The following is a 19,487-nucleotide window of genomic DNA, read 5'->3' as shown; positions in this document are numbered from 1 at the left end:
GGTGTTGTCGGCACAACCGTTGGCCAGTCGTGTCGCCGACACGCGCTCGGACGACTACGCGGACGACCATCGCGCGCTGCGATCGGTGCTCGCCCGCATGCCCCGATTCGACGGCGACACCGCCCGGATCACCCCACTTCCGGGCGGTCTGACCAATCGCATCTACAAGATCTCGCCGAGAGCGGGCGCACCTCTGGTCGGGCGCGTGTCGTTCGGCCAGAGCAGCCTGCTCGCGATCGACCGGCTGGCCGAGTGCCACAACTCCGACGCTGCGGCCCGGGCCGGGGTGGCGCCGGCGGTGGTGGCCTGCGAACCCGCAGAGGGCGTGTCGGTCATCGAATGGATCGACGGACGGACCTTCGGGCCGGCCGACATCGACGACAGTGCGCAGTTGATCCGGATCGCCGCGCTGTGTCGCAACCTGCACCGCGGCCCGCGCTTCGTCAACGACTTCGACATGTTCGCGGTGCAGCAGGGCTACCTCGGCATCGTGCAGGACAGGGGCTTCCGCCTCCCGGCCGGCTATCTCGACCACGCCTCCCGGGTCGAGCGCATCCGCACCGCGCTCGCGGCCCGTCCCGAGCCGACGGTGCCGTGCCACAACGACCTGCTCGCCGCCAACATGATGGACGACGGCGCGCGACTGTGGTTCATCGATTTCGAGTACGCCGGGAACAACGACCCGTGCTTCGAGCTCGGCAACATCTGGAGCGAGGCCGAGCTCGGCCTCGACCGGCTCGAGGAACTCGTCACCGCCTACTACGGCGAGCCCTCGCCGGCCCGCACCGCCCGGGCCCGCCTCTACGCGCTGATGGCCCGGTACGGGTGGACGCTCTGGGCCTCGATCCAGGCGGCCGTCAGCGACGTGGACTTCGACTTCTGGTCCTGGGGCCAGGAGAAGTACGCGCGAGCGGTGGAGGAATTCACCGGCCCGCAGCTGGACCGGCTGATCGACGACGTACAGCAGACCGACACAACCGCGAGGGAGCAGTCGCAGTGGCGATCATGAACACCGACGAGGACGAAAGACGCCTCGCTGAACTCGGGTACAAGCAGGAACTCGACCGCAGCTGGTCCGGGTTCTCCAACTTCGCAATCTCGTTCTCGATCATCTCGATCCTGGCCGGGTGCTTCACCACCTTCGGGGTCGGGTGGAACAACGGCGGGCCGGCCGGCATCGCGTGGGGTTGGCCGATCATCGCCGGCCTCATCCTGATCATCGGCCTGTGCATGTCCGAACTGGTGTCGGCGTTCCCGACCTCGGGCGGCATCTACTGGTGGGCCTCGAAGCTCGGCGGGGTGAAGGCCGGTTACTACACCGGCTGGCTCAACCTGATCGGGCTGCTGGCCATCGACGCGTCGGTGGCCTACGGCTGCGCCACGTTCTTCGACGCGATGATGGGCACGTTCAGCACCTCGTGGGCGAGTGGCTACAGCCTCACGCGCGTCTTCGTCATCTTCCTGGTCGTGCTGGCCCTGGCCGCGGCGGTCAACATCTTCTCCAGCCACCTGCTCGCGATCCTCAACAACATCTCGGTGTGGTGGCACGTCGCCGGCGCGGCCGCCGTCATCCTCATTCTGTTCATCGTCCCGAACCACCACGCCTCGGTGTCGGCGGTGTTCACCCACACCATCAACAACACCGGCTTCTTCGGCGGGCACACCGGCGGCGCCGCGTTCCTGTTCGGTGTCATTCCGTTGGGCTTCATCCTGACCCAGTACACGATCACCGGGTACGACGCCTCGGCCCACCTCTCCGAGGAGACGCACAGCGCGGCCGACTCGGCGGCGAAGGGCATCTGGCGCTCGATCTTCTACTCCGGCATCGGTGGCTGGGTGCTGCTGCTCGCCTTCCTGTTCGCCGTGCAGGACGAGGCCGGGGTGACGAAGGGCGGCGGCGCCGTGGGCGTCATCTTCGGGCAGGCGCTATCGGCCAACTGGGCCGGCTTCATCCTGCTCATCTCGACGGCCGGGCAGTTCTTCTGCACCGTGGCCTGCATGACGAGCACGACCCGCATGCTGTTCGCGTTCAGCCGCGACGGCGCCGTGCCCGGGGCGAAGCACTGGTCATCGCTGAACCACAACAAGGTGCCGGTGAAGGGCACCATCGCGGCCGCCGTCGTCGCCGTCGTCCTGACGCTGCCGGCGCTGGTCAAGGTCGACATCGGCGGAGCCCCAGTGCCGGTCGCCTTCTTCGCGGTCGTGTCGATCGGCGTCGTCGGGCTCTATGTCGCCTTCGCCATCACGATCTTCCTGCGCTGGCGTGCGGGTGACGCGTTCACCCCCGGCGGGTGGACGCTCGGGAACAAGTACAAGTGGATGGCGCCCATCGCGGTGCTCGAGATCGCGATCACCTCGATCATCGCGCTGCTGCCCACGTCGTCGCTCGGTGCGCCTTGGTACAAGGGCTTCGGCTGGTCGAGCCTGAAGTACGTGAACTACACGCCAATCGTGGTGATCGGCGCGCTGTTCATCCTCTGGGTCGGGTGGCACCTGTCGGCGAAGAAGTGGTTCACCGGCCCGAAGATGACCATCGACCTGCCGGCGGGCATCTCCTCGGCCGAGGAGATCAACCTCGAGCACCACGGCAAGACGGCCCACCACCCGCAGGAGCCCACCGCGACCTGACCCGCCTCACGACCTGTTGCGGTTCTTACGGCGTTCCGGCGCGGCGGAACCGCAACAGGTCGATCCGGCGCGGCGCCGGACCGCCGGCGCCACCGGCGGCGCACCCACGTGCGCGGGCAGCACCCGCCCGTCCACTCAGACCGGGCTGACTTCGATCGGGATGCCGTTGAGCACGGCGGTGCCGCTGAGCGCATCGAGGAGCAGGTCGTCGGCGAGGATGTTGCTGTTCACGCCGGCGTGCTCCTCGGCGACCTGGCCGCGCGCGCCCTTGGCGCCGTGGCCCCAGCCGTGCGGGATCGACACGACGCCGGGCCGTACCGAGTCGGTGATCTCGACCGGCACGGTGAGCGCACCGGTGCGCGAGCGGACGCGGGCCAGCGCGCCGTCGACCAGACCGAGGCGCTCGGCGTCGGCGGGGTGGACGTGCGCGGTGCACTTGTTGCTGCCCCGCACGAGCGGCGCGATGTTGTGCATCCATGAGTTGTTCGAGCTGAGCTGGCGCCGACCGATGAGCACTAGCTGGTCGGGCGGGCGGACGAGTTCGGCGGTGAGCCGCGGCAGATCGGCGGTGATCGCCTCGGGCGCGAGCTCGATGCGCCCGCTTGCCGTGCCGAGGATGTCGGGCATTCGCGGCTGCAGCGGCCCGAGGTCGATCCCGTGCGGGTTGGCCTCGAGATCGGCCAGCGTGAGGTCGTACGGCCCGCCGCGCAGCATCAGGTCGACGAGCCGGGCCGGGCCGGTGCGTCCGGCCGCGAGGGAGACATCGACCCCCTCGCGCTTGGCGACCTCGCCCGCGATGAAGTCGTCGAGCATCGCGATGTCGGCCGACGGTCCCTGGCCGGTGACGACGCCGACGAGGCGGAGCAGGGTCTGCCACTCCTGCGGGATGTCCGTCGACACCGTCGCCGGCGTCCAGTTGGCGATGTTGCGCACGGACAGCTGGTAGAAGAGCAGGTCGAAGTGGTCGCGGGCCAGCGGCGGCGGTCCGGGCAGGATCACGTCGGCCAGCCGCGACGTCTCGTTGAGGTAGACGTCGAGCGAGACCAAGAAGTCGAGCGATTCGATCGCCTCGGTGAGCCGGTCGGCGTGCGGGGTGCTGACGCACGGGTTGCCGCCGACGGTGATGAGCGCGCGGATCCGGCCGTCGCCCGGGGTCAGGATCTCCTCGGCCAGGGTGGCCACGGGCAGCTCGCCGATGACCTCGGGCAGGTCGCGCACCCGACTGCGCCACCGCGCGTGCCCGAAGCCGCGGCGGCGGCCGGGCTTCGCGTTGATCTGGCCGGCCGGGGCGAGCGGGAACATCGCACCGCCGGCGCGGTCGAGGTTGCCGGTGAGCACGTTGAGGACGTCGACCAGCCAGCTGGCCAGCGTGCCGAACGACTGCACCGTCGTGCCGATGCGCCCGTAGACGGCCGCGCTCTCGGCCGCCGCGAGTTCGCGGGCGATTCGGCGGATGTCGCGGGCCGGCACGCCGACCAGGTCGGCCACCGCCTCGGGCGTGAAGGGTGCGACCAGGCCGGCCACATCGTCAACGCCGTTGACGAATTCGGCGAGCCGGCCGAGCGCGACGAGGTTCTCGTCGAACAGCACCTGGGTGAGCGCGGCGAGCAGCAGCGCGTCGGTTCCCGGTCGCACCGCGAGGTGCTCGTCGGCCGCCTCGACGGTGGCCGTGCGGCGTGGGTCGGCGACGACGATGCGACCGCCGCGCGCCCGGATCGCCCTCAGCCGGCCGCGGGCGTCGGGCGCGGTCATCAGGCTGCCGTTCGACACCAGCGGATTGGCGCCGAGCAGCAGCAGGTAGGAGGTGCGGTCGATGTCCGGGATCGGGATGGTCAGCGCATCGCCGAACATGTACCCCGCGGAGAAGTGCTTCGGCAGCTGGTCGACCGAGCTCGCCGAGTAGATGTTGCGGGTGGCGAGCGCCTTGTAGAGCGGCCGGCCGTAGAGCGTCGAGCCGAGGTTGTGTGCGCCGGGGTTGCCGAGGTAGATCGCGACGGCGTTGTTGCCGTGCTCGGCCCGGATCGGGGGCAGCCGCCGGTCGATCTCGGCGAACGCCTCGTCCCAGCTGACCTCCACGAACTCGCCGTCGCGCCTGACCAGCGGCGCGGTGAGCCGATCGGGGTCGTCGTGCAGCGCGCCGATCGACGCGCCCTTCGGGCAGATGAAGCCGTGGGAGAAGACGTCGTCCTTGTCGCCGCGCACGCCGGTGATGCGGTGACCGTCGAGGGTGACCTCCAATCCGCAGGTGGCCTCGCAGAGTGGGCAGGTGACGATCGCGCTCGACATTCCCGGATCGTAGAACCGTCGGGCGACAACTACGAGCGGACCGGGCGCGCCGCCAGCTCGGCGACGACCCGATCGATCGCCGCGGTCTCCTCCGGACGGAGCGTCGTCGGGCCGTCGATCGCCATCGGGTCGCGCTCGAAACTCGGGTCGACGCCGAGCAGTTCCTCGACGATCGCGAGCACACACCACGGCATCTGCCCCAGGCTGTAGCCGCCCTCGAGCACGGCGACCACCCGCCCACCGGCCGCGTCGAGCACCCGCCGCGCGAGCCCGCGGAAGCCGTCGGCGCTCACGCACATGCGCCCGAGCGGGTCGGTGCCGGCGGCGTCCTGCCCGGCCGAGACGAACACGAGGTCGGGCGCGAACGCCCGCAACGCCGGGACGATCACCCGGTCGAACGCGGAGAAGTACCCCTCGTCGCCGCTGCCGGCCGGCAGCGGCACGTTGACCGTGGTGCCCGCGCTCCCCCGATCGGCCACGTGGCCGCGGTCGGGTGGGTAGAAGTTCTCCTGGTGCGTCGAGAGGAAGAGGACCGACGCGTCGTCGGCGAACACGTCCTCCGTACCGTTGCCGTGGTGGACGTCCCAGTCGACGATCGCCACGCGGCCGGCGCCGAGGTGCTGCTGCGCGTAGCGCGCCGCAACGGCGACGTTGTTCACCAGGCACGAGCCCATCGCGGTGTCGGGCGTGGCGTGGTGCCCGGGCGGGCGGACGAGCGCGAAGGCGGAGTCGAGCCGCCCGGCGACGACCTCGCTCACCGCTCCGATCACCGCGCCGGCCGCGGCCCTGCAGGCGTCCCAGGTGCCGGGGCCGGCGCAGATCGCATCCCCCACGAGGGCCGGGCCGTCGAACCCCTCCGAGCTCCGCACCATCTCGAGATGCTCCGCGGTATGGACGAGCCGCAGGTCGTCGAGCGACGCGCGCCGCGGCGGCAGCGGCACCATCAGGTCGAGCCGGCCGCTCGCCTGCAGCACCTGCCGGCACGCCAGCAACCGCTCGGGGCTCTCGAAGTTCGGCGTCGGCAGCCAGGACGAGGCGGTGTCGGAGCGCAGCATCGGCCCGCTGACGTGCCCGAGGCACGTGTCGTCCCACGCGAAACCGACCCGGTTCACGCTGTTACCCACAGTGTCGGATGCTACTTGCGCTCGACGGGCGCCGGGCCCGGCGACTGGGCATGATGGAGAGCGTGACCCCCGACCTGCGCCATCGCCTGGGCAAGCTCGTGTTCGAGCGGGTGGCCGGCGCCGACGGCCCGAAGCACCGCGAGCGCATCCATCTCTCCGAGGGCGAGCGCTGGTTCGCCGACGACCGGCCGATCCGGCTCGTCCACGCCGATTCGTCGATGTTCATCGGCGGCCTGCGCGCCCTGCTGCTGCAGTCGCTGCACCCGCTCGCGATGGCCGGCGTGGCCGGGCACTCCGACTACCGCGGCGACCCGTGGGGCCGCCTGCAGCGCACCAGCTACTTCCTCGCCGTCACCACGTTCGGGCTGGCCGAGGACGCCGAGCGCGCGGTGGCCAAGGTCAAGGGCATCCACCGGCGGGTGAACGGCACCGCCCCCGACGGCCGGCCCTACGCGGCCTCCGACCCGCACCTGCTCAAGTGGGTGCACGTGGCCGAGGTCGACAGCTTCCTGGACACCTACCAGCGTTACGGTGCCGCGCCGCTCGACCAGGCCGGCCGCGACGCCTACGTCTTCGACACCGCGTTCGTCGCCCGCAAGCTCGGCGTGATCGACCCGCCGACGACGGAGGCCGAGTTGCGCGAGCAGCTGGCCGCCTACCGCTCCGAGCTGCGCAGCACGCCCGAGGCCCGCGGGGCGGCCCGCTTCCTGCTCGTCCGCCCGCCGCTGCCGGCGATCGCCCGCGCGCCGTACGCCGTGCTCGCCTCGGCGTCGGTCGCCTCGCTGCCGGCGTGGACGCGCCGTCCCCTGCGCCTGCCCTACCTGCCCGTCACCGAGCGCACCGTCGTGCGCGCGGCCGGCAAGGGCATCGTGCGCACGCTGCGCTGGATCACCGCGCCGGTGCCGGAGCGAGCCGCGTAGCGACGGGTTACCACCCACTCGGCAGGATGGGGGTATGGACTTCAGATACCTCGGCAACTCCGGCCTGCAGATCTCCGAGATCACCTACGGCAACTGGCTCACGCACGGCTCGCAGGTCGAGAACGACGTGGCGACGCAGTGCGTACGTGCCGCCCTCGACGCCGGCATCACCAGCTTCGACACCGCCGACGTCTACGCGAACGGCAAGGCCGAGGAGGTGCTCGGCGCCGCGGTGAAGGGCGAGCGGCGCGAATCGCTCGAGATCTTCACCAAGGTGTACTGGCCGGTCGGGCCGGACCCCAAGGGCAAGAACGACACGGGCCTGTCGCGCAAGCACATCATGGAGGGCATCGACGGATCGCTGCGCCGCCTCCAGATGGACTACGTCGACCTCTACCAGGCGCACCGCTACGACACGTTCACGCCGCTGGAGGAGACGATGCAGGCCTTCGCCGACGTCGTCCGGGCCGGCAAGGCGCTCTACATCGGCGTCAGCGAGTGGACGCCGGAACAGCTCCGGGCCGGTCACGCGCTGGCCAAGGACCTCGGGGTCTCCCTCGCCTCGAGCCAGCCGCAGTACTCGATGCTGTGGCGCGTCATCGAGGACGAGGTCGTCCCCACCTGTGACGAGCTCGGCATCAGCCAGATCGTCTGGTCGCCGATCGCGCAGGGCGTGCTGAGCGGCAAGTACCAGCCGGGCCAACCGCCGCCCGCGGGCTCGCGCGCGACCGACGACAAGGGCGGCGCCGACATGATCAAGCGTTCCATGAACGACGACGTGCTGACCCGGGTGCAGCAGCTCGCGCCGATCGCCGGCGATCTCGGTCTGTCGATGGCCACGCTCGCGGTCGCGTGGGTGCTGCAGAACCGCAACGTCGCGGCCGCGCTCGTCGGGGCGTCGCGTCCCGAGCAGGTCACCGAGAACGTCAAGGCGGCCGGCGTCACGATCCCGTCCGACGCGATGGCGGCGATCGACGACGCCCTCGGTGACGTCGTGAACCGCGACGCGACGCAGGTCGCGAATTCGACGCCGCGGCGTCGCGCACTCTGACCTCCCACCCGGCAATGTGAGGGCGGCGTTTAGTCGCAAGAGTCCGGTTCGACCGTGCTGATTGGGCGCTCGAGCCGGACTCTCGCGACTTCTTGACTTTGTATGTTCTCGACGCGAACAATCCTCGACAGCCCGCCACCGCCGTCCAGGGAGCTGCCGTGTTGCGCCGTCCGTCCCGTCTCCGTTCCGCACTCGTTCTCAGCGCGGCGGCCGTCGCCGTCGCCGGCCAGCTCGTTGCCACGAGCACCGGGGCGAATGCCGCGGCGGCGGCGACCGTCGCGCCCGGCGCCCCCGGCACGCTGTCCCGCTTCGATCTCGCCCGCAAGGACTGCGTGGGCACGGCGCGCAACACGACCTCGAAGGTCTGGTTCACCGTCGCGAACGGCGTGCTGTCCGACGTCTACGAACCGACGATCGACAACACCAACGTCCAGTCGCTCGAGTTCGTCGTCACCGACGGCCGGACGTTCAGCGACCTGCAGACGCGCGACATGACGTACTCGGTGAAGGCCGACCCGACCGGTATGACCTGCACGGTCACGGCAACGAGCGCCCGACACGGGTACACGCTCACCACCACCTACCTGGCCGACCCGAGCCGCGACACCGTCGTCCTGCGCACGTCGCTGAACACCGGCAGCCCCACGCGCCGCCTCGCGGTCTACGCCCGGCTGGACTCGCACGTGAACGGCAACGGTGGCGGCGGCAGCGCCAACGGCGGCGCCGACTCCGGCACCGTCGACGCATCGGGGGTCGCCGTCGTCGGTGACACCGCCACGGTGAGCCAGGCCGACAACCGCGACTACGCGGTGCCGACCTTCATGGCCCTGGACGCGACGACGCTGCACCGCTCGTCGGTGGGCTACGAGGGTTCGGCCTCCGACGGCCTGACGCAGCTCGACGCCACGCACTCGCTCACGCAGTACACATCGGCGCCGAACGGCCACGTGGTCGCGACGGCCGACGTGACGCCGCCCGGCAGCTCGCGCTCGACCACCCTGGCGCTGGGCTTCGGCCGCACGCAGCAGCAGGCGGTCAGCACGGCCGCCGCCACTCTCGGCACAAGCAGCGTCGCGCTCACGATCGCGTACCTGCGGCGGTGGGTCGCCTACGACGCGGGGCTCAACCGGCCCCGCGGGGTGACGCTGAAGCAGCTCGCCGCCTACTACGTGAGCGCGAACGTGCTCAAGGCCAGCGTCGACAAGACCTTCCCGGGAGCGCTCGTCGCCTCGCTCGCCAGCCCGTGGGGCCAGGCGGTCAGCGCGGGTGACCTGCCCGGCGGCAAGCCGGTGTACTTCGGCTCCTACCGCGAGGTGTTCAGCCGCGACCTCTACGAGGGCGTGACCGGCATGCTCGCCGACGGCGACATCGCCGAGGCGCGGGCGGCCACCCGGTTCCTGTTCGAGCGCCAGCAGCAGGTCGGCGGGCAGATGCCGCGCAACTCGCTGCTCAACGGCAGGACCGCCCCCGACACCGGCGGCGACCAGCTGGACGAGACCGCGTACCCGATCCTGATGGCCTACCTCACCGGCCTCGGCAGCGACGCGACGCTGTACTCGCAGCACATCGTCAAGGCGGCTGACTTCCTCGTCTCACACGGCCCGTCGTTCGGCAACGAGCGGTGGGAGGAGCAGGGCGGCTACTCGCCCTCGACCATCGCCGCCGAGATCGCCGGGCTCACCGCCGCGGCGACGATCGCGCGCTCGCACGGCGACACCGACAAGGCCGAGCTGTACCAGGCGACGGCCGACCAGTTCCAGCGCACGATCAAGTCGCTGGCGGTCACCCACCACGGGCCGTACTCGAGCAGCCCGTACTTCATCCGGCTGTCGAAGAACGGCGACCCGAACTCGGAGTACCTCTACAGCCTGGGCAACGGCAGCGTCACCGTCGACCAGCGCGCGGTCGTCGACGGCGGGTTCCAGGAACTCGTCCGACTCGGCGAGCTGCCGCCCACCGACCCCGACATCGTGAACTCGCTCGCCGTGCTCGACAAGCAGATCAGCGTCGCGACGCCGACCGGCACCGGCTACTACCGCTACGGCACCGACGCCAAGAACGGCAGCACCGACGGCTACGGCGACTGCTACGTGCCCGACCCGACGGACTGCCCGCGCAACGGCCAGCCGTGGCCGACCACCGACAAGGGCAGCGGCCACCTGTGGCCGGTGCTCTCGGGCGAGCGAGCCGAGTCGGCGCTGGCCCAGGGTGACACCGCGCTCGCGAACTCGCAGCTGGCGTTCATGCTCGCCTCGGCCTCGGGCGAGGGCCTCGTGCCCGAGCAGGCCTGGGAGGATCCGAATCTGGCGGCCGACCCGTACGGCTCCGACCCGACGACCGCCTCCATCGGTTTCCAGGACGGTCACGCCGCCGGTTCGGCCTCGCCGCTCACCTGGGCCCAGGCCCAGGAGCTGCGGCTGATCACCGACCTCGGCGCCGGGCGTATCACCGACCGGCCCGACATCACGACGGCGCGCTACGTCACCCACGGCGCCCCGGGCGCGGTGCCGGTGACGATCACCGCACCGGCGAGCGGCGAGTCGGTCTCGGGCACCACCGCCGTCTCCGGCACGACCACGCCGGGCGCGCACGTCGTCGTCAGCTCGATCGGCACCGACACCCCGTCGTCCGATCTGGCAACCGCGACGGCCGACGGCAGCGGCGCGTACAACGTCGCCGTCCCGGTCTCCTTCGGGACGGACATCATCACGGTGGCATCGACGACCTCGACCGGTACCGGTTACGCCCAGGTGACGGTGGTCGGTGACCTCATCGGCGGTACGAGCGTCCTGGTCACGACCGACCCGGCGAACGACGACAACGGCCCGGGCACCTACCAGTACCCGACGGCGTCGGACTTCACGCCCGGCTCGTTCGACATCACCCGCTTCCAGGTGCTCACCAAGAGCGGCACGGTCTATCTGCGGGTGACGCTGCGCAACCTCAAGGCGACGTTCGGCAGCACGCTCGGCGCGCAGCTGTTCGACATCTACGTGCACCGGCCGGGAGCGACGACGACGTCGACGTCGGCCTCGCACGCCACTCGCAACTACTCGATCGGCAGCAGCGACGCGTGGAGCCAGCGTCTCGAGGTCCAGGGCTTCGCCGCCCCGATCTGGGACGACCCGAACGGCAACCCGGTCGGCGCGGTCACGGCGGTCGTCTCCTCGACGATCGCGAACACGGTGACGATCGCGCTGCCCGAGGCGCAGTTCGGCACGCCGAGCACGGGCTGGTCCTTCGTCCTCGCCCTGACCGGGCAGGACGGCAGCGGCGGCGGGGTCGACCAGGCCCGCACGTTCGCGCCGACACCGCAGCCGTACAACTTCGGCGTGTGCGCCGCGGGCAACGGCGCCCCGATCTGCTCCCTCGACCCGAACACGGTGCCGAAGGTGCTCGACACGATCCCGCCGGCCGGGGTCGCGCAGGCCGACGAGCTCGACCCGACGAAGGGCGCGGTCGTGCTGCGCGGGGTTGCCGTCCCGTAGAACGTCCGAGTTGTTCCCGTTCGGCCGAGCACCGGGCCGGCCGAGCGGGAACGACTGCGTCGCACGGGCGGTAGTCGGCGCCCCGCGACGGGTACCGTCCGACCACCCGGGCGCTTGAACTCGCAACGATCGCGCCGCCTCTGCTGGGAGTTGACGTGACCCGATCGAACGATGCCGCTGTCCGCGATTCCCGACGGACCGCCGGCCCGGAGCCGCACAAGTGGTGGACGCTCGTCACCGTCTGCCTCGGCACCTTCATGCTGCTGCTCGACGTGACCATCGTGAACGTCGCGCTGCCCGACATCCAGACGGCGCTGCACTCGAGCTTCTCCGACCTGCAGTGGGTCGTCGACGCCTACGCCCTCACCCTCGCTGCGCTGCTGCTCACCGCGGGCAGCCTGGCCGACCTGTTCGGCCGCCGCCGGCTGTTCGTCATCGGCCTGAGCGTGTTCACGATCGCATCGCTGCTGTGCGGGTCGGCGCCCAACACCCTGACGCTGCAGCTCTCCCGCGCTGTCCAGGGCATCGGCGGCGCGATCATGTTCTCGGTGTCGCTGGCCCTGCTGGCCGACGCGTTCCGCGGCAAGGATCGCGGCGTCGCGTTCGGCATCTGGGGCGCGATCACCGGGCTCGCCGTCGCCGTCGGCCCGCTGCTGGGCGGCGTGCTGACCTCCGGGCTGTCCTGGCGCTGGATCTTCCTGGTCAACCTGCCGATCGGCGTGGTCGCGGTTGTGCTGTGCGTCCTGCGGGTGTCGGAGTCGAGGGCACCGCACGCCCGCCGCCCCGACTGGGCCGGCTTCGCCCTGTTCACCCTCGCCCTCGCGAGCCTCGTCTACGGACTCATCGAGTCGAACCAGCGCGGCTTCGGCGACGCCCGGGTGGTCGGCTGCCTGATCGCCGCCGCGGTGCTGCTGATCGCGTTCGTCGCGGTCGAGGCCAAGGGTTCGTCGCCGATGTTCGACCTCGCGCTGTTCCGCAAGCCGACCTTCACCGGCGGGGCGGTCGCCGCGTTCGGGCTAAGCGCGTCGATCTTCGCGCTGCTGCTCTACCTCGTCCTCTACATCCAGGACGTCCTCGGCTACGACGCACTCGGCACCGGACTGCGCCTGCTGGTGCTGTCCGGCGGCATCCTGGTCACCTCGACCGTCGCCGGTCGGCTCACCTCGCACGTGCCGATCCGCTTCCTCATCGCACCGGGCCTGATCCTCGTCGGCGTCGGGCTGCTGCTCATGACCGGCCTGGACGCGAACACCACCTGGACCCACCTGGTCCCCGGGCTGATCGTCGCCGGCGCCGGGGTCGGGCTGGTCAATCCCCCACTCGCCTCGACGGCCATCGGCGTCGTCCAGCCGCAGCGGGCCGGCATGGCGTCAGGCATCAACTCGACCTTCCGCCAGGTCGGTATCGCCACCGGCATCGCCCTGCTCGGCACGGTGTTCTCGAGCGCGGTCACCAGCGCGGTGCTGGCGCACGTGCGCGGCGTGCCGGCGCTGGCCGGGCGCGGCCGCGAGATCGCGACCGCGGTGCAGTCGGGGACGATCGGCAAGCTCGCCCAGGCCGTGCCGGCGTCCGCCCGGGGCCGGCTCGGTGAGATCACCAAGAGCGCGTTCACCTCCGGCCTCGACCGCATCATCGTGGTCGCGGCCGCCATCGTTCTCGCGGCGGGCGTCGTCGCGTTCTTCACCATCCGGCAGCAGGACTTCGCCGGCCACGGCGAGGAAGCCTCCGTTGCCTGAGCTCGCCTACTTCCCCGAATCGACCGACGGCTGCCCCACGTTCGTCGGTGACACCGAGTGGACTCCGCTCGTCGACGGCAAGACCTACTTCGCCGTCCTGGACGAGGCCCTCGAGGGCCTCGGCCGCGGCGACAGCGTGCAGATCGCCGGCCTCGAGGTCGAGGCCGGTCTGGATCTCACCGGGTTGCGCGAGGGCGACGCCGGTTACCGCCCGCTCGGCGGACGGCTGGCCGAGATCGCGGCTGCCGGCGGCGAGGTGCGGGTGCTGATCGCCGGCAAGATCCCGGCGCGCTCGGTGCCGGTCGCCTCGCTGGCCGGCTTCCGCGGCAGCGTCCGCAGTGCCGATCGCATGCGGCACTGGCGTCCCGACGGGTGGACGGGTCGCAAGGGCCCGCTGGCCAAGTCGGTGCTGCTCGACTGGTCGGGCCCGCTGCTCGGTTCGAACCACCAGAAGGTCGTCGTCATCGACCGCGGCGGCCAGCTGACCGCGTTCGTGAACGGCATCGACCTCACCGACGACCGCTACGACGGCGACCCGCACGACACCCTCGAACTCGACGGTGAGCGCTGGGGCTGGCACGACTGCGGCTGCCGGCTGCGCGGTCCGGCCGCGAACCGGGTGCACGCGATCCTCGCGCAGCGCTGGGCCGAGGCCTCGACCCTGCCGCTCAAGATGTTTCCCCGCAGGGCGCCGCACCAGCTGTTCCCGCCCCGGCCGCCGGTGCGCCTCTACCCGCTCAACCCGCGGCACCCGGCGCCGACGCTCGACGAGGCCAGGCCGCAGGCGCCGGTGCCCACGCCCGACACCTCGGTGCGGGTCATGCGCTCGGTGTCGGCCCGCAAGGTCGACTCCGTCATCCCGCCGCGCCGCCGCACCTGGGACTCCTTGCCCGAGGACGGCCTGCAGGAGATCCACGAGACGCTCGTGCAGGCCCTCGGGTCGGCGCGGACCTACATCTACCTCGAGGACCAGTACCTCGAGGAGTTCCTCGGCGGCGACGACGAGTACGAGCTGTACCCGCACCTGCGCGCGGCCGCGAAGCGCGGCGTCAAGGTGGTGCTCGTCGGTTCGGGCGTGCGCGATCCGGAGGACCCCGGGCTGTACCTGCGCCAGATCAACTCCGACCTGAACGACGACCTGCAGGAGAAGGTGGTCGACCGGCTCAACGGCGAGCACGCGGAGAACTTCGCCGTCCACCGGGTCGAGCACCTGACCGTGCACGCCAAGCTGGTGCTCGTCGACGACCGGTTCGCCTGCATCGGCTCGGCCAACATGTTCAGCCGCTCGATGGGCGGCACCGACAGCGAGATCAGCACCGCCGTCGAGACCGCGACCGACCTCGTGCGCGATCTGCGCAAGCAGGTCTGGGCCGAGCACCTGCGCGCACCGATCAACCCCGATCTCGACAAGGCGCTTGACGATCTCGAGCTGGCGCTCGGCATCTGGCGCATGGAATGGGTGCCGGACGGCCTGCCCTGGTCGACCTGGCGGCAGGCCGGCTTCCCCGACGGTTTCGAGCCGAAGGAGACGGTGCTGCGGACGGTCTGGCCCGATCCCCGCACCGAGCGGTAGCCGCCCTCAGGGCTCGATTCCGTCGAGCAGGTAGCGCAACCCGACCGAGAACTGATGCGGCGTCGCAAAGCCGGCCAGCATCCCGGCCACCTCGGAACTCGGCACACCGACGTCCGGTCGCTGCTCGCGCGAGGCCTCCAGCGCCGCGAACCCGATCGTGTACATCTGCACGGCGGCCCAGGCGTCGATGACCTGGCCGTCGTCACCGAGCACCCGACGTAGCACCCGCATCATCGCCTCCATCCGCTCGAGCGCGGCCGGCGAGACGACGGGATGGCTCAGGAAGACGTGCAGTGCCGCCGGCTGCTCCACGAGCAGTGCCCGAAGGTTGTCAGCGGCCTCGGTCATCCACCTGCGCCAGTTGGACTCCCGCGAGCGGGGCCGCCACCGCTCGGAAAGCAGCCGGTCGACGACCTCGTCGAGCAGGTCGTCCTTGCTGGCCACGTGGCGGTACAGCGACATCGGCGCGACGCCGAGCTCGCTCGCCAGGCCCCGCATCGTGACGTTCTCGTACCCCTCGGCGGCGATGAGCCGGCTGGCCGCATCGACCACCCGGGCCCGGGTCACCGTGCCCCGGGGGGCGCGCGCGGAGGTCATCCCCCGAGGTTACCTAACGAGTTCCTACTTGCGTACGCGTACGCACACTTCTAGCGTACAAGTACGCAATCAAGGAGGTCCCCCTCATGGGTGATGTGCTGCTGACGCTGGCGATCATCGCGGCCGCGGCCTGGCTGACGGTCGCTCTGTATCTCGGTTACGAGGTCGAGACCGAAGCGCTCGAGCACCGGCCGCGCCGCTCTCCTGCCCCGGGGCGCCGCACCTTCAGGGCGTGACGGTCTCGCCGCCCCAGTCCTCCGGGGCCACGTCGGCGAGCGTCTGCGAGAACGTCCAGTGATGTCCCCACGGATCGCGGACGCCGCACTGCCGCTCGCCGTACGGGAAGTCGGTCGGTTCCATCACGATCTCCGCCCCCTGCCCCGCGGCCCGGTCCCGCTGGGCGCGCACATCGGCGACGCGCACGATGACCGACTGCGTCACGGCGTGCGCCTCGGGTGGCCGTCGATCGCCCCCGGCGTCGGCGACGATCACCGCCGCATCGCCGACCGACAGCTGCGCCCGGTGGTCGACGCCGATCCGGACGCGCTCGACGAAGCCGAATGACGCCGCCAGCCAGGCCACCGCCGCCCGTACGTCCGGGTAGGTCAGCACCGGGATGACCGTCGCCGCCGGGATGGAGCGATTCGGCTTCATGGACCCATCCAACGCGCGGGCGTGACCGGCGACAAGATCCCCGCGGTATCCCCACGATCCTGTGGCATTCACCGCGACCTTTGGCCGGGCGCCACCGCCGGGTTATGGTCTCTGCGGTCGGCTCGGGGTGCCGGCTTCGAGGGGGAGCCCACGCGCGGGCCGTCGACCGGGACGGGCTGCGCCGACCCGAAGGACGCATCCCATGAAGCACAGAGCCCCGTCGCGCCGTATGTCCCACTCGAAGCGCTTGGCCTGCACCCTGGCCGCGCTGCTGACCCTCGTCCCGTTGGCCTCGGCCGCGACGCCGACGTCCGCGGGGGCCCAGGCGACCACCGTGACGCACCCTCGCGTCTTCGCCTACTACTACCTGTGGTGGAGCCTCAACCACTGGAAGAGCTCGCTCGGCTCGCACTACCCCGCGACCGCGAGCCCTCTGCCGTTGCCTGCGACGCTGGATGCCGCCGGCTGCCACCCGAAGTCGCTCTACACCGGCAACCAGCTCACCGACGTCCCGGCCAAGCTGTACAGCCAGGACGACCCCGGAGTCATCGAGACGGACGTCCGGCGGGCGGCCGCGGCCGGTCTCACCGGCTTCGCGGTCAACTGGGCCGGGTCCGGGGCGACCGGCCAGACCGTCACGAGCACCCCGTACAGCGCGCGACTGCAGGCGCTGGTCGATGCGGTGCACAAGGTGAACGCCCAGGGCATCCCCTTCAGCCTCTGGCTGAGCTACAAGGCCTCCGCCACCGTGTTGAGCACAACCGCGATCGTCAACGACCTGCGGTACTTCGTCCAGAAGTACGGCCGCGAACCGGCGTTCGACCGGCAGCAGAGCAGCCGTCCCACCGTGATCTGGCAGGGCAGCCGGAAGTACCCGGTCTCGACGCTGGCGACGGTGAGTTCGGCCTTCCGCGGCTCGCTGCGGATCCTCGGGGACGAGACCACGTGGTCGACCAGCCGCGCGCCCTATCTGGAAGGGGACGCGTACTACTGGTCCTCGCAGAATCCGTACACCAATCCGCAGTCGTTCCAGCAGCTCGCCGCGCTCGCGAGTGCCGTGCGATCAAGCCCCCACAACGCCGACGGCAGCGCGAAGGTCTGGGTCGCCCCGTTCATCCCGGGCTACGACAAGCAGCTCGCCGGCGGTACGTCCTGCGTCCCGCGCAAGGGTGGGCAGACGCTGCGCTCCGTGTTCGACGGCAACCTCGCGACCCACCCGGACGACTGGGGCCTCATCAGCTGGAACGAGGTCACCGAGGGCAGCTACATCACTCCGATGACCCGGTACGGCTCGCAGGAACTGACCATGCTGCACTCGATCGTGGCCACCGGCCGCTGATTCGGAGGCGGTCGTAGGCCGGCGCGGACAACGGCGCTCACCTTCAGCGACGAGGTCCCCGGTCAGTGGAGAGCGGTACGCGGTGGACGTCGAGGATGTCGCGCAGGCGTGGGACCCCGTCGTCGTGGATCCACCGCTCCGCGGCGAGTCCGGCCGCTCGGGCGCCGTCGACGTTCGCGGGTTGGTCGTCGAGGAAGAGCAGTCGGTCCGGCGCGAGGCCGAGATCGTCGGCGATGTGCGCGAAGAAGTCGGCCGAGGGCTTGGCCGCGCCGATGTCGCAGGAGTAGTACGCGCCGTCGAGCACCTCGCCGTACCTCGCGTTCCGGCGCATGCAGTCGGCCCGGTAGGCGTCCTGGTTGGTCGCGAGGTAGCACGGTGTCCCGGCCGCGCGCACCATCGCCAGCACCTGGAGCGTCGGCTCCAGCAGGTCGAACGTCGACCACACCGCCACGATGTCGTCGACGCGATGATCGAGGCCGAGCTCGTGGGTCACGGCCCGGATCCGCTGCTCGTCGATCGGGGCCCCGGTGAGCGCGCCGGGGAACCGCCCGACGACCTGGACCGCCGGCTCCCACACGCCGGCGGGCGTGTGCTGCAGGACGCCGTCGGCGTCCCAGAGCACCGCCAGTGGGGGTTGGGAGGTCACCGGCTCACGCTGTCCATACGAATCTCCGATCAGGATCGGCAGGTGGGTCTATGACGATCATTATCGGTGCCGGCCTGATCCGGGCCGCGACAGCGTGCGCGTGAGTGCCGCGGACGAGCGCCTTGCCCGGGCGGCCCGGCAGGTGCTCGCCGACAACGACCTCGGCACGATGGTCACGGCCGCACCGCAGCTGTACCCCCACCAGTGGTCGTGGGACGCCGCGTTCATCGCGATCGGGCTGGCCCGCGTCTCGGTGCCGCGGGCGATCACCGAACTGCGCACGCTGCTGCGGGCCCAGTGGTCGACCGGCATGATCCCGCACATCGTGTTCGCCGACGTCCCGGACTACTTCCCCGGCCCGGACGTGTGGGGCACCGACACGGTCGCGGCCAAGCCGGCCGGCATCCGCACCAGTGGCATCGCGCAGCCACCGGTCCACGCCATCGCCGTGGCCCGCATCCTGCAGGCCGGACGCGCGGCCGGCGGCCGCGATGCGGAGGCGGCCGAGGCCTTCGTCGTGGAGGCGGTGCCGAAGCTCGCGTCGTGGCACCGCTGGCTCGCGACGGTGCGCGACCCCGACGGTCGCGGGCTCGTCGAGATCCACCACGGCTGGGAGTCGGGGATGGACAACTCGCCCCGGTGGGACGACGCCTACGCCGCGATCACCGTCGCCGCCCCGGTCGCGCTGCGGCGCCACGACACGTCGCTGGTCGAGGACACCGCCCAGCGCCCGACCGATGCGGAGTACCAGCGCTACCTGCACCTCGTCGCGCAGCTGCGCTCGGTCGACTACCGCGACGAGGACATCCCGGCGGTCGTCGACTTCCGGGTCGGCGACGTGTTCATGACCGCGTTGCTGGCCGTCGCGGCCGAGGAGCTCAGGCAGCTGGGCGCAGCGGTCGGGATGGCCGACGCGGTGGCCGACCAGGCTGCCCTGGCCGCGCGGGCGCGGGCGGGCGTGCTGGCCTCGATCGACCCCGGCACGGGCCGGTGCCGCGACCTCGACCTGCGCGCGGCGGCATGGAACCCGACCGAGTCCCTGGCCTCGTTCTCGGCCCTGCTGTGCGGCGGCGACGCGGCCGCGTGCGCCCGACAGCAGGCGATCATCACCGGTCCGCGCTGGGCCGGCCATCCGCGCCTCGCCCACGCCCTGCCGCCGACCGTCTCCCCCGACGCGGAGGGCTTCCGGCCCCGCGCGTACTGGCGCGGGCCGAACTGGCCGGTCATGAACTGGCTCTTCGCCTGGGCCCTGCGCCGTCGCGGCGAGATCGACCTGGCCGATCGGTGGCGCGCCGCCGGACTCGCCCAGCTCGGGGACCTCGCGTTCGGCGAGTACTACGAGCCGTTCACCGCGGAGCCGCTCGGCAGCCACAACCAGTCGTGGACCGCGGCCGTGGCCCTCGACTGGATCGCCGAACGGGCCGACCCGCCGCCGTCAGGCGTCA

The 19,487-nt window shown here is 71.3% G+C and carries 15 protein-coding genes; 10 read left to right on the top strand and 5 right to left on the bottom strand.

Annotated features, from left to right (window positions below; translation table 11 throughout):
- The first annotated feature begins 19 nt into the window (after positions 1–19).
- Together VGN18_RS10065 and VGN18_RS10060 are read left to right on the top strand one after the other, a co-directional pair.
- The gene (locus tag VGN18_RS10065) at positions 20–1,009 is read left to right on the top strand and encodes a choline kinase family protein (RefSeq protein WP_327539546.1); all 990 of its coding nucleotides are present in this window, start codon (positions 20–22) and stop codon (positions 1,007–1,009) included.
- On the top strand, positions 1,006–2,628 hold the full coding sequence (locus VGN18_RS10060; protein WP_327539545.1) for an amino acid permease: 1,623 nt from the start codon (positions 1,006–1,008) through the stop codon (positions 2,626–2,628). The genes VGN18_RS10065 and VGN18_RS10060 overlap by 4 nt, the downstream gene beginning before the upstream one ends.
- A 135-nt stretch (positions 2,629–2,763) precedes the next feature.
- Here the strand turns inward: VGN18_RS10060 and VGN18_RS10055 are convergent, their stop codons facing one another.
- Both VGN18_RS10055 and VGN18_RS10050 read right to left on the bottom strand, forming a co-directional pair.
- Positions 2,764–4,914: a molybdopterin-dependent oxidoreductase gene (locus tag VGN18_RS10055; RefSeq protein WP_327539544.1), complete on the bottom strand. Its 2,151-nt coding sequence runs from the start codon at positions 4,912–4,914 to the stop codon at positions 2,764–2,766.
- 29 nt (positions 4,915–4,943) lie between these two features.
- On the bottom strand, positions 4,944–6,038 hold the full coding sequence (locus tag VGN18_RS10050; RefSeq protein ID WP_327539543.1) for a hypothetical protein: 1,095 nt from the start codon (positions 6,036–6,038) through the stop codon (positions 4,944–4,946).
- A gap of 53 nt (positions 6,039–6,091) precedes the next feature.
- Here VGN18_RS10050 and VGN18_RS10045 point away from each other — a divergent pair, with 53 nt between their 5' ends.
- From VGN18_RS10045 to VGN18_RS10025, 5 genes are all read left to right on the top strand, one after another.
- The gene (locus VGN18_RS10045; protein ID WP_349259875.1) at positions 6,092–6,958 is read left to right on the top strand and encodes an oxygenase MpaB family protein; all 867 of its coding nucleotides are present in this window, start codon (positions 6,092–6,094) and stop codon (positions 6,956–6,958) included.
- Between the two features lie 34 nt (positions 6,959–6,992).
- Positions 6,993–8,009: an aldo/keto reductase family protein gene (locus VGN18_RS10040; protein ID WP_327539541.1), complete on the top strand. Its 1,017-nt coding sequence runs from the start codon at positions 6,993–6,995 to the stop codon at positions 8,007–8,009.
- A 158-nt stretch (positions 8,010–8,167) separates the two neighbouring features.
- A complete protein-coding gene (locus tag VGN18_RS10035; RefSeq protein WP_327539540.1) occupies positions 8,168–11,497 on the top strand; it encodes a glucodextranase DOMON-like domain-containing protein in 3,330 nt (1,109 codons plus the stop codon).
- A gap of 155 nt (positions 11,498–11,652) precedes the next feature.
- Positions 11,653–13,233 carry an MFS transporter gene (locus tag VGN18_RS10030; protein WP_327539539.1) on the top strand — a complete coding sequence of 527 codons (1,581 nt, stop codon included), beginning with the start codon at positions 11,653–11,655 and terminating at the stop codon, positions 13,231–13,233.
- Positions 13,226–14,806 carry a phospholipase D-like domain-containing protein gene (locus VGN18_RS10025; protein WP_327539538.1) on the top strand — a complete coding sequence of 527 codons (1,581 nt, stop codon included), beginning with the start codon at positions 13,226–13,228 and terminating at the stop codon, positions 14,804–14,806. Before VGN18_RS10030 ends, VGN18_RS10025 begins: the two co-directional genes overlap by 8 nt.
- A gap of 6 nt (positions 14,807–14,812) precedes the next feature.
- On the opposite strand, the gene VGN18_RS10020 is transcribed toward VGN18_RS10025, so the two are convergent.
- On the bottom strand, positions 14,813–15,403 hold the full coding sequence (locus VGN18_RS10020; RefSeq protein ID WP_327539537.1) for a TetR/AcrR family transcriptional regulator: 591 nt from the start codon (positions 15,401–15,403) through the stop codon (positions 14,813–14,815).
- 86 nt (positions 15,404–15,489) lie between these two features.
- Between VGN18_RS10020 and VGN18_RS10015 the strand changes: the two genes are divergently transcribed.
- On the top strand, positions 15,490–15,639 hold the full coding sequence (locus tag VGN18_RS10015; RefSeq protein WP_327539536.1) for a hypothetical protein: 150 nt from the start codon (positions 15,490–15,492) through the stop codon (positions 15,637–15,639).
- Here the strand turns inward: VGN18_RS10015 and VGN18_RS10010 are convergent.
- Entirely contained in the window at positions 15,629–16,057 is a 429-nt protein-coding gene (locus VGN18_RS10010) for a VOC family protein (RefSeq protein ID WP_327539535.1), read from the bottom strand. The genes VGN18_RS10015 and VGN18_RS10010 overlap by 11 nt on opposite strands.
- Before the next feature lie 202 nt (positions 16,058–16,259).
- Between VGN18_RS10010 and VGN18_RS10005 the strand changes: the two genes are divergently transcribed.
- The gene (locus VGN18_RS10005) at positions 16,260–17,396 is read left to right on the top strand and encodes a hypothetical protein (RefSeq protein ID WP_327539534.1); all 1,137 of its coding nucleotides are present in this window, start codon (positions 16,260–16,262) and stop codon (positions 17,394–17,396) included.
- A 43-nt stretch (positions 17,397–17,439) separates the two neighbouring features.
- On the opposite strand, the gene VGN18_RS10000 is transcribed toward VGN18_RS10005, so the two are convergent.
- Positions 17,440–18,042: an HAD-IA family hydrolase gene (locus VGN18_RS10000; protein WP_327539533.1), complete on the bottom strand. Its 603-nt coding sequence runs from the start codon at positions 18,040–18,042 to the stop codon at positions 17,440–17,442.
- 100 nt (positions 18,043–18,142) lie between these two features.
- Between VGN18_RS10000 and ggh the strand changes: the two genes are divergently transcribed.
- The coding region (gene ggh / locus VGN18_RS09995; protein ID WP_327539532.1) for a glucosylglycerate hydrolase at positions 18,143–19,487 on the top strand (1,345 nt) is incomplete at its 3' end.

The organism is Jatrophihabitans sp., from assembly GCF_036000465.1.
Taxonomy (GTDB): domain Bacteria; phylum Actinomycetota; class Actinomycetes; order Mycobacteriales; family Jatrophihabitantaceae; genus Jatrophihabitans.
The sequence above is the reverse complement of the archived record's forward strand: the minus strand, read 5'-3'. Positions and strand labels throughout refer to the sequence as shown.

Coding starts and splice junctions, on each gene's coding strand:
- VGN18_RS10055 (WP_327539544.1), bottom strand. CDS start 4,914: ATGTCGAGCGCGATCGTCACCTGCCCACTCTGCGAGGCCACCTGCGGA.
- VGN18_RS10010 (WP_327539535.1), bottom strand. CDS start 16,057: ATGAAGCCGAATCGCTCCATCCCGGCGGCGACGGTCATCCCGGTGCTG.
- VGN18_RS10005 (WP_327539534.1), top strand. CDS start 16,260: ATGAAGCACAGAGCCCCGTCGCGCCGTATGTCCCACTCGAAGCGCTTG.
- VGN18_RS10045 (WP_349259875.1), top strand. CDS start 6,092: ATGGAGAGCGTGACCCCCGACCTGCGCCATCGCCTGGGCAAGCTCGTG.
- VGN18_RS10060 (WP_327539545.1), top strand. CDS start 1,006: ATGAACACCGACGAGGACGAAAGACGCCTCGCTGAACTCGGGTACAAG.
- VGN18_RS10040 (WP_327539541.1), top strand. CDS start 6,993: ATGGACTTCAGATACCTCGGCAACTCCGGCCTGCAGATCTCCGAGATC.
- VGN18_RS10020 (WP_327539537.1), bottom strand. CDS start 15,403: ATGACCTCCGCGCGCGCCCCCCGGGGCACGGTGACCCGGGCCCGGGTG.
- VGN18_RS10015 (WP_327539536.1), top strand. CDS start 15,490: ATGGGTGATGTGCTGCTGACGCTGGCGATCATCGCGGCCGCGGCCTGG.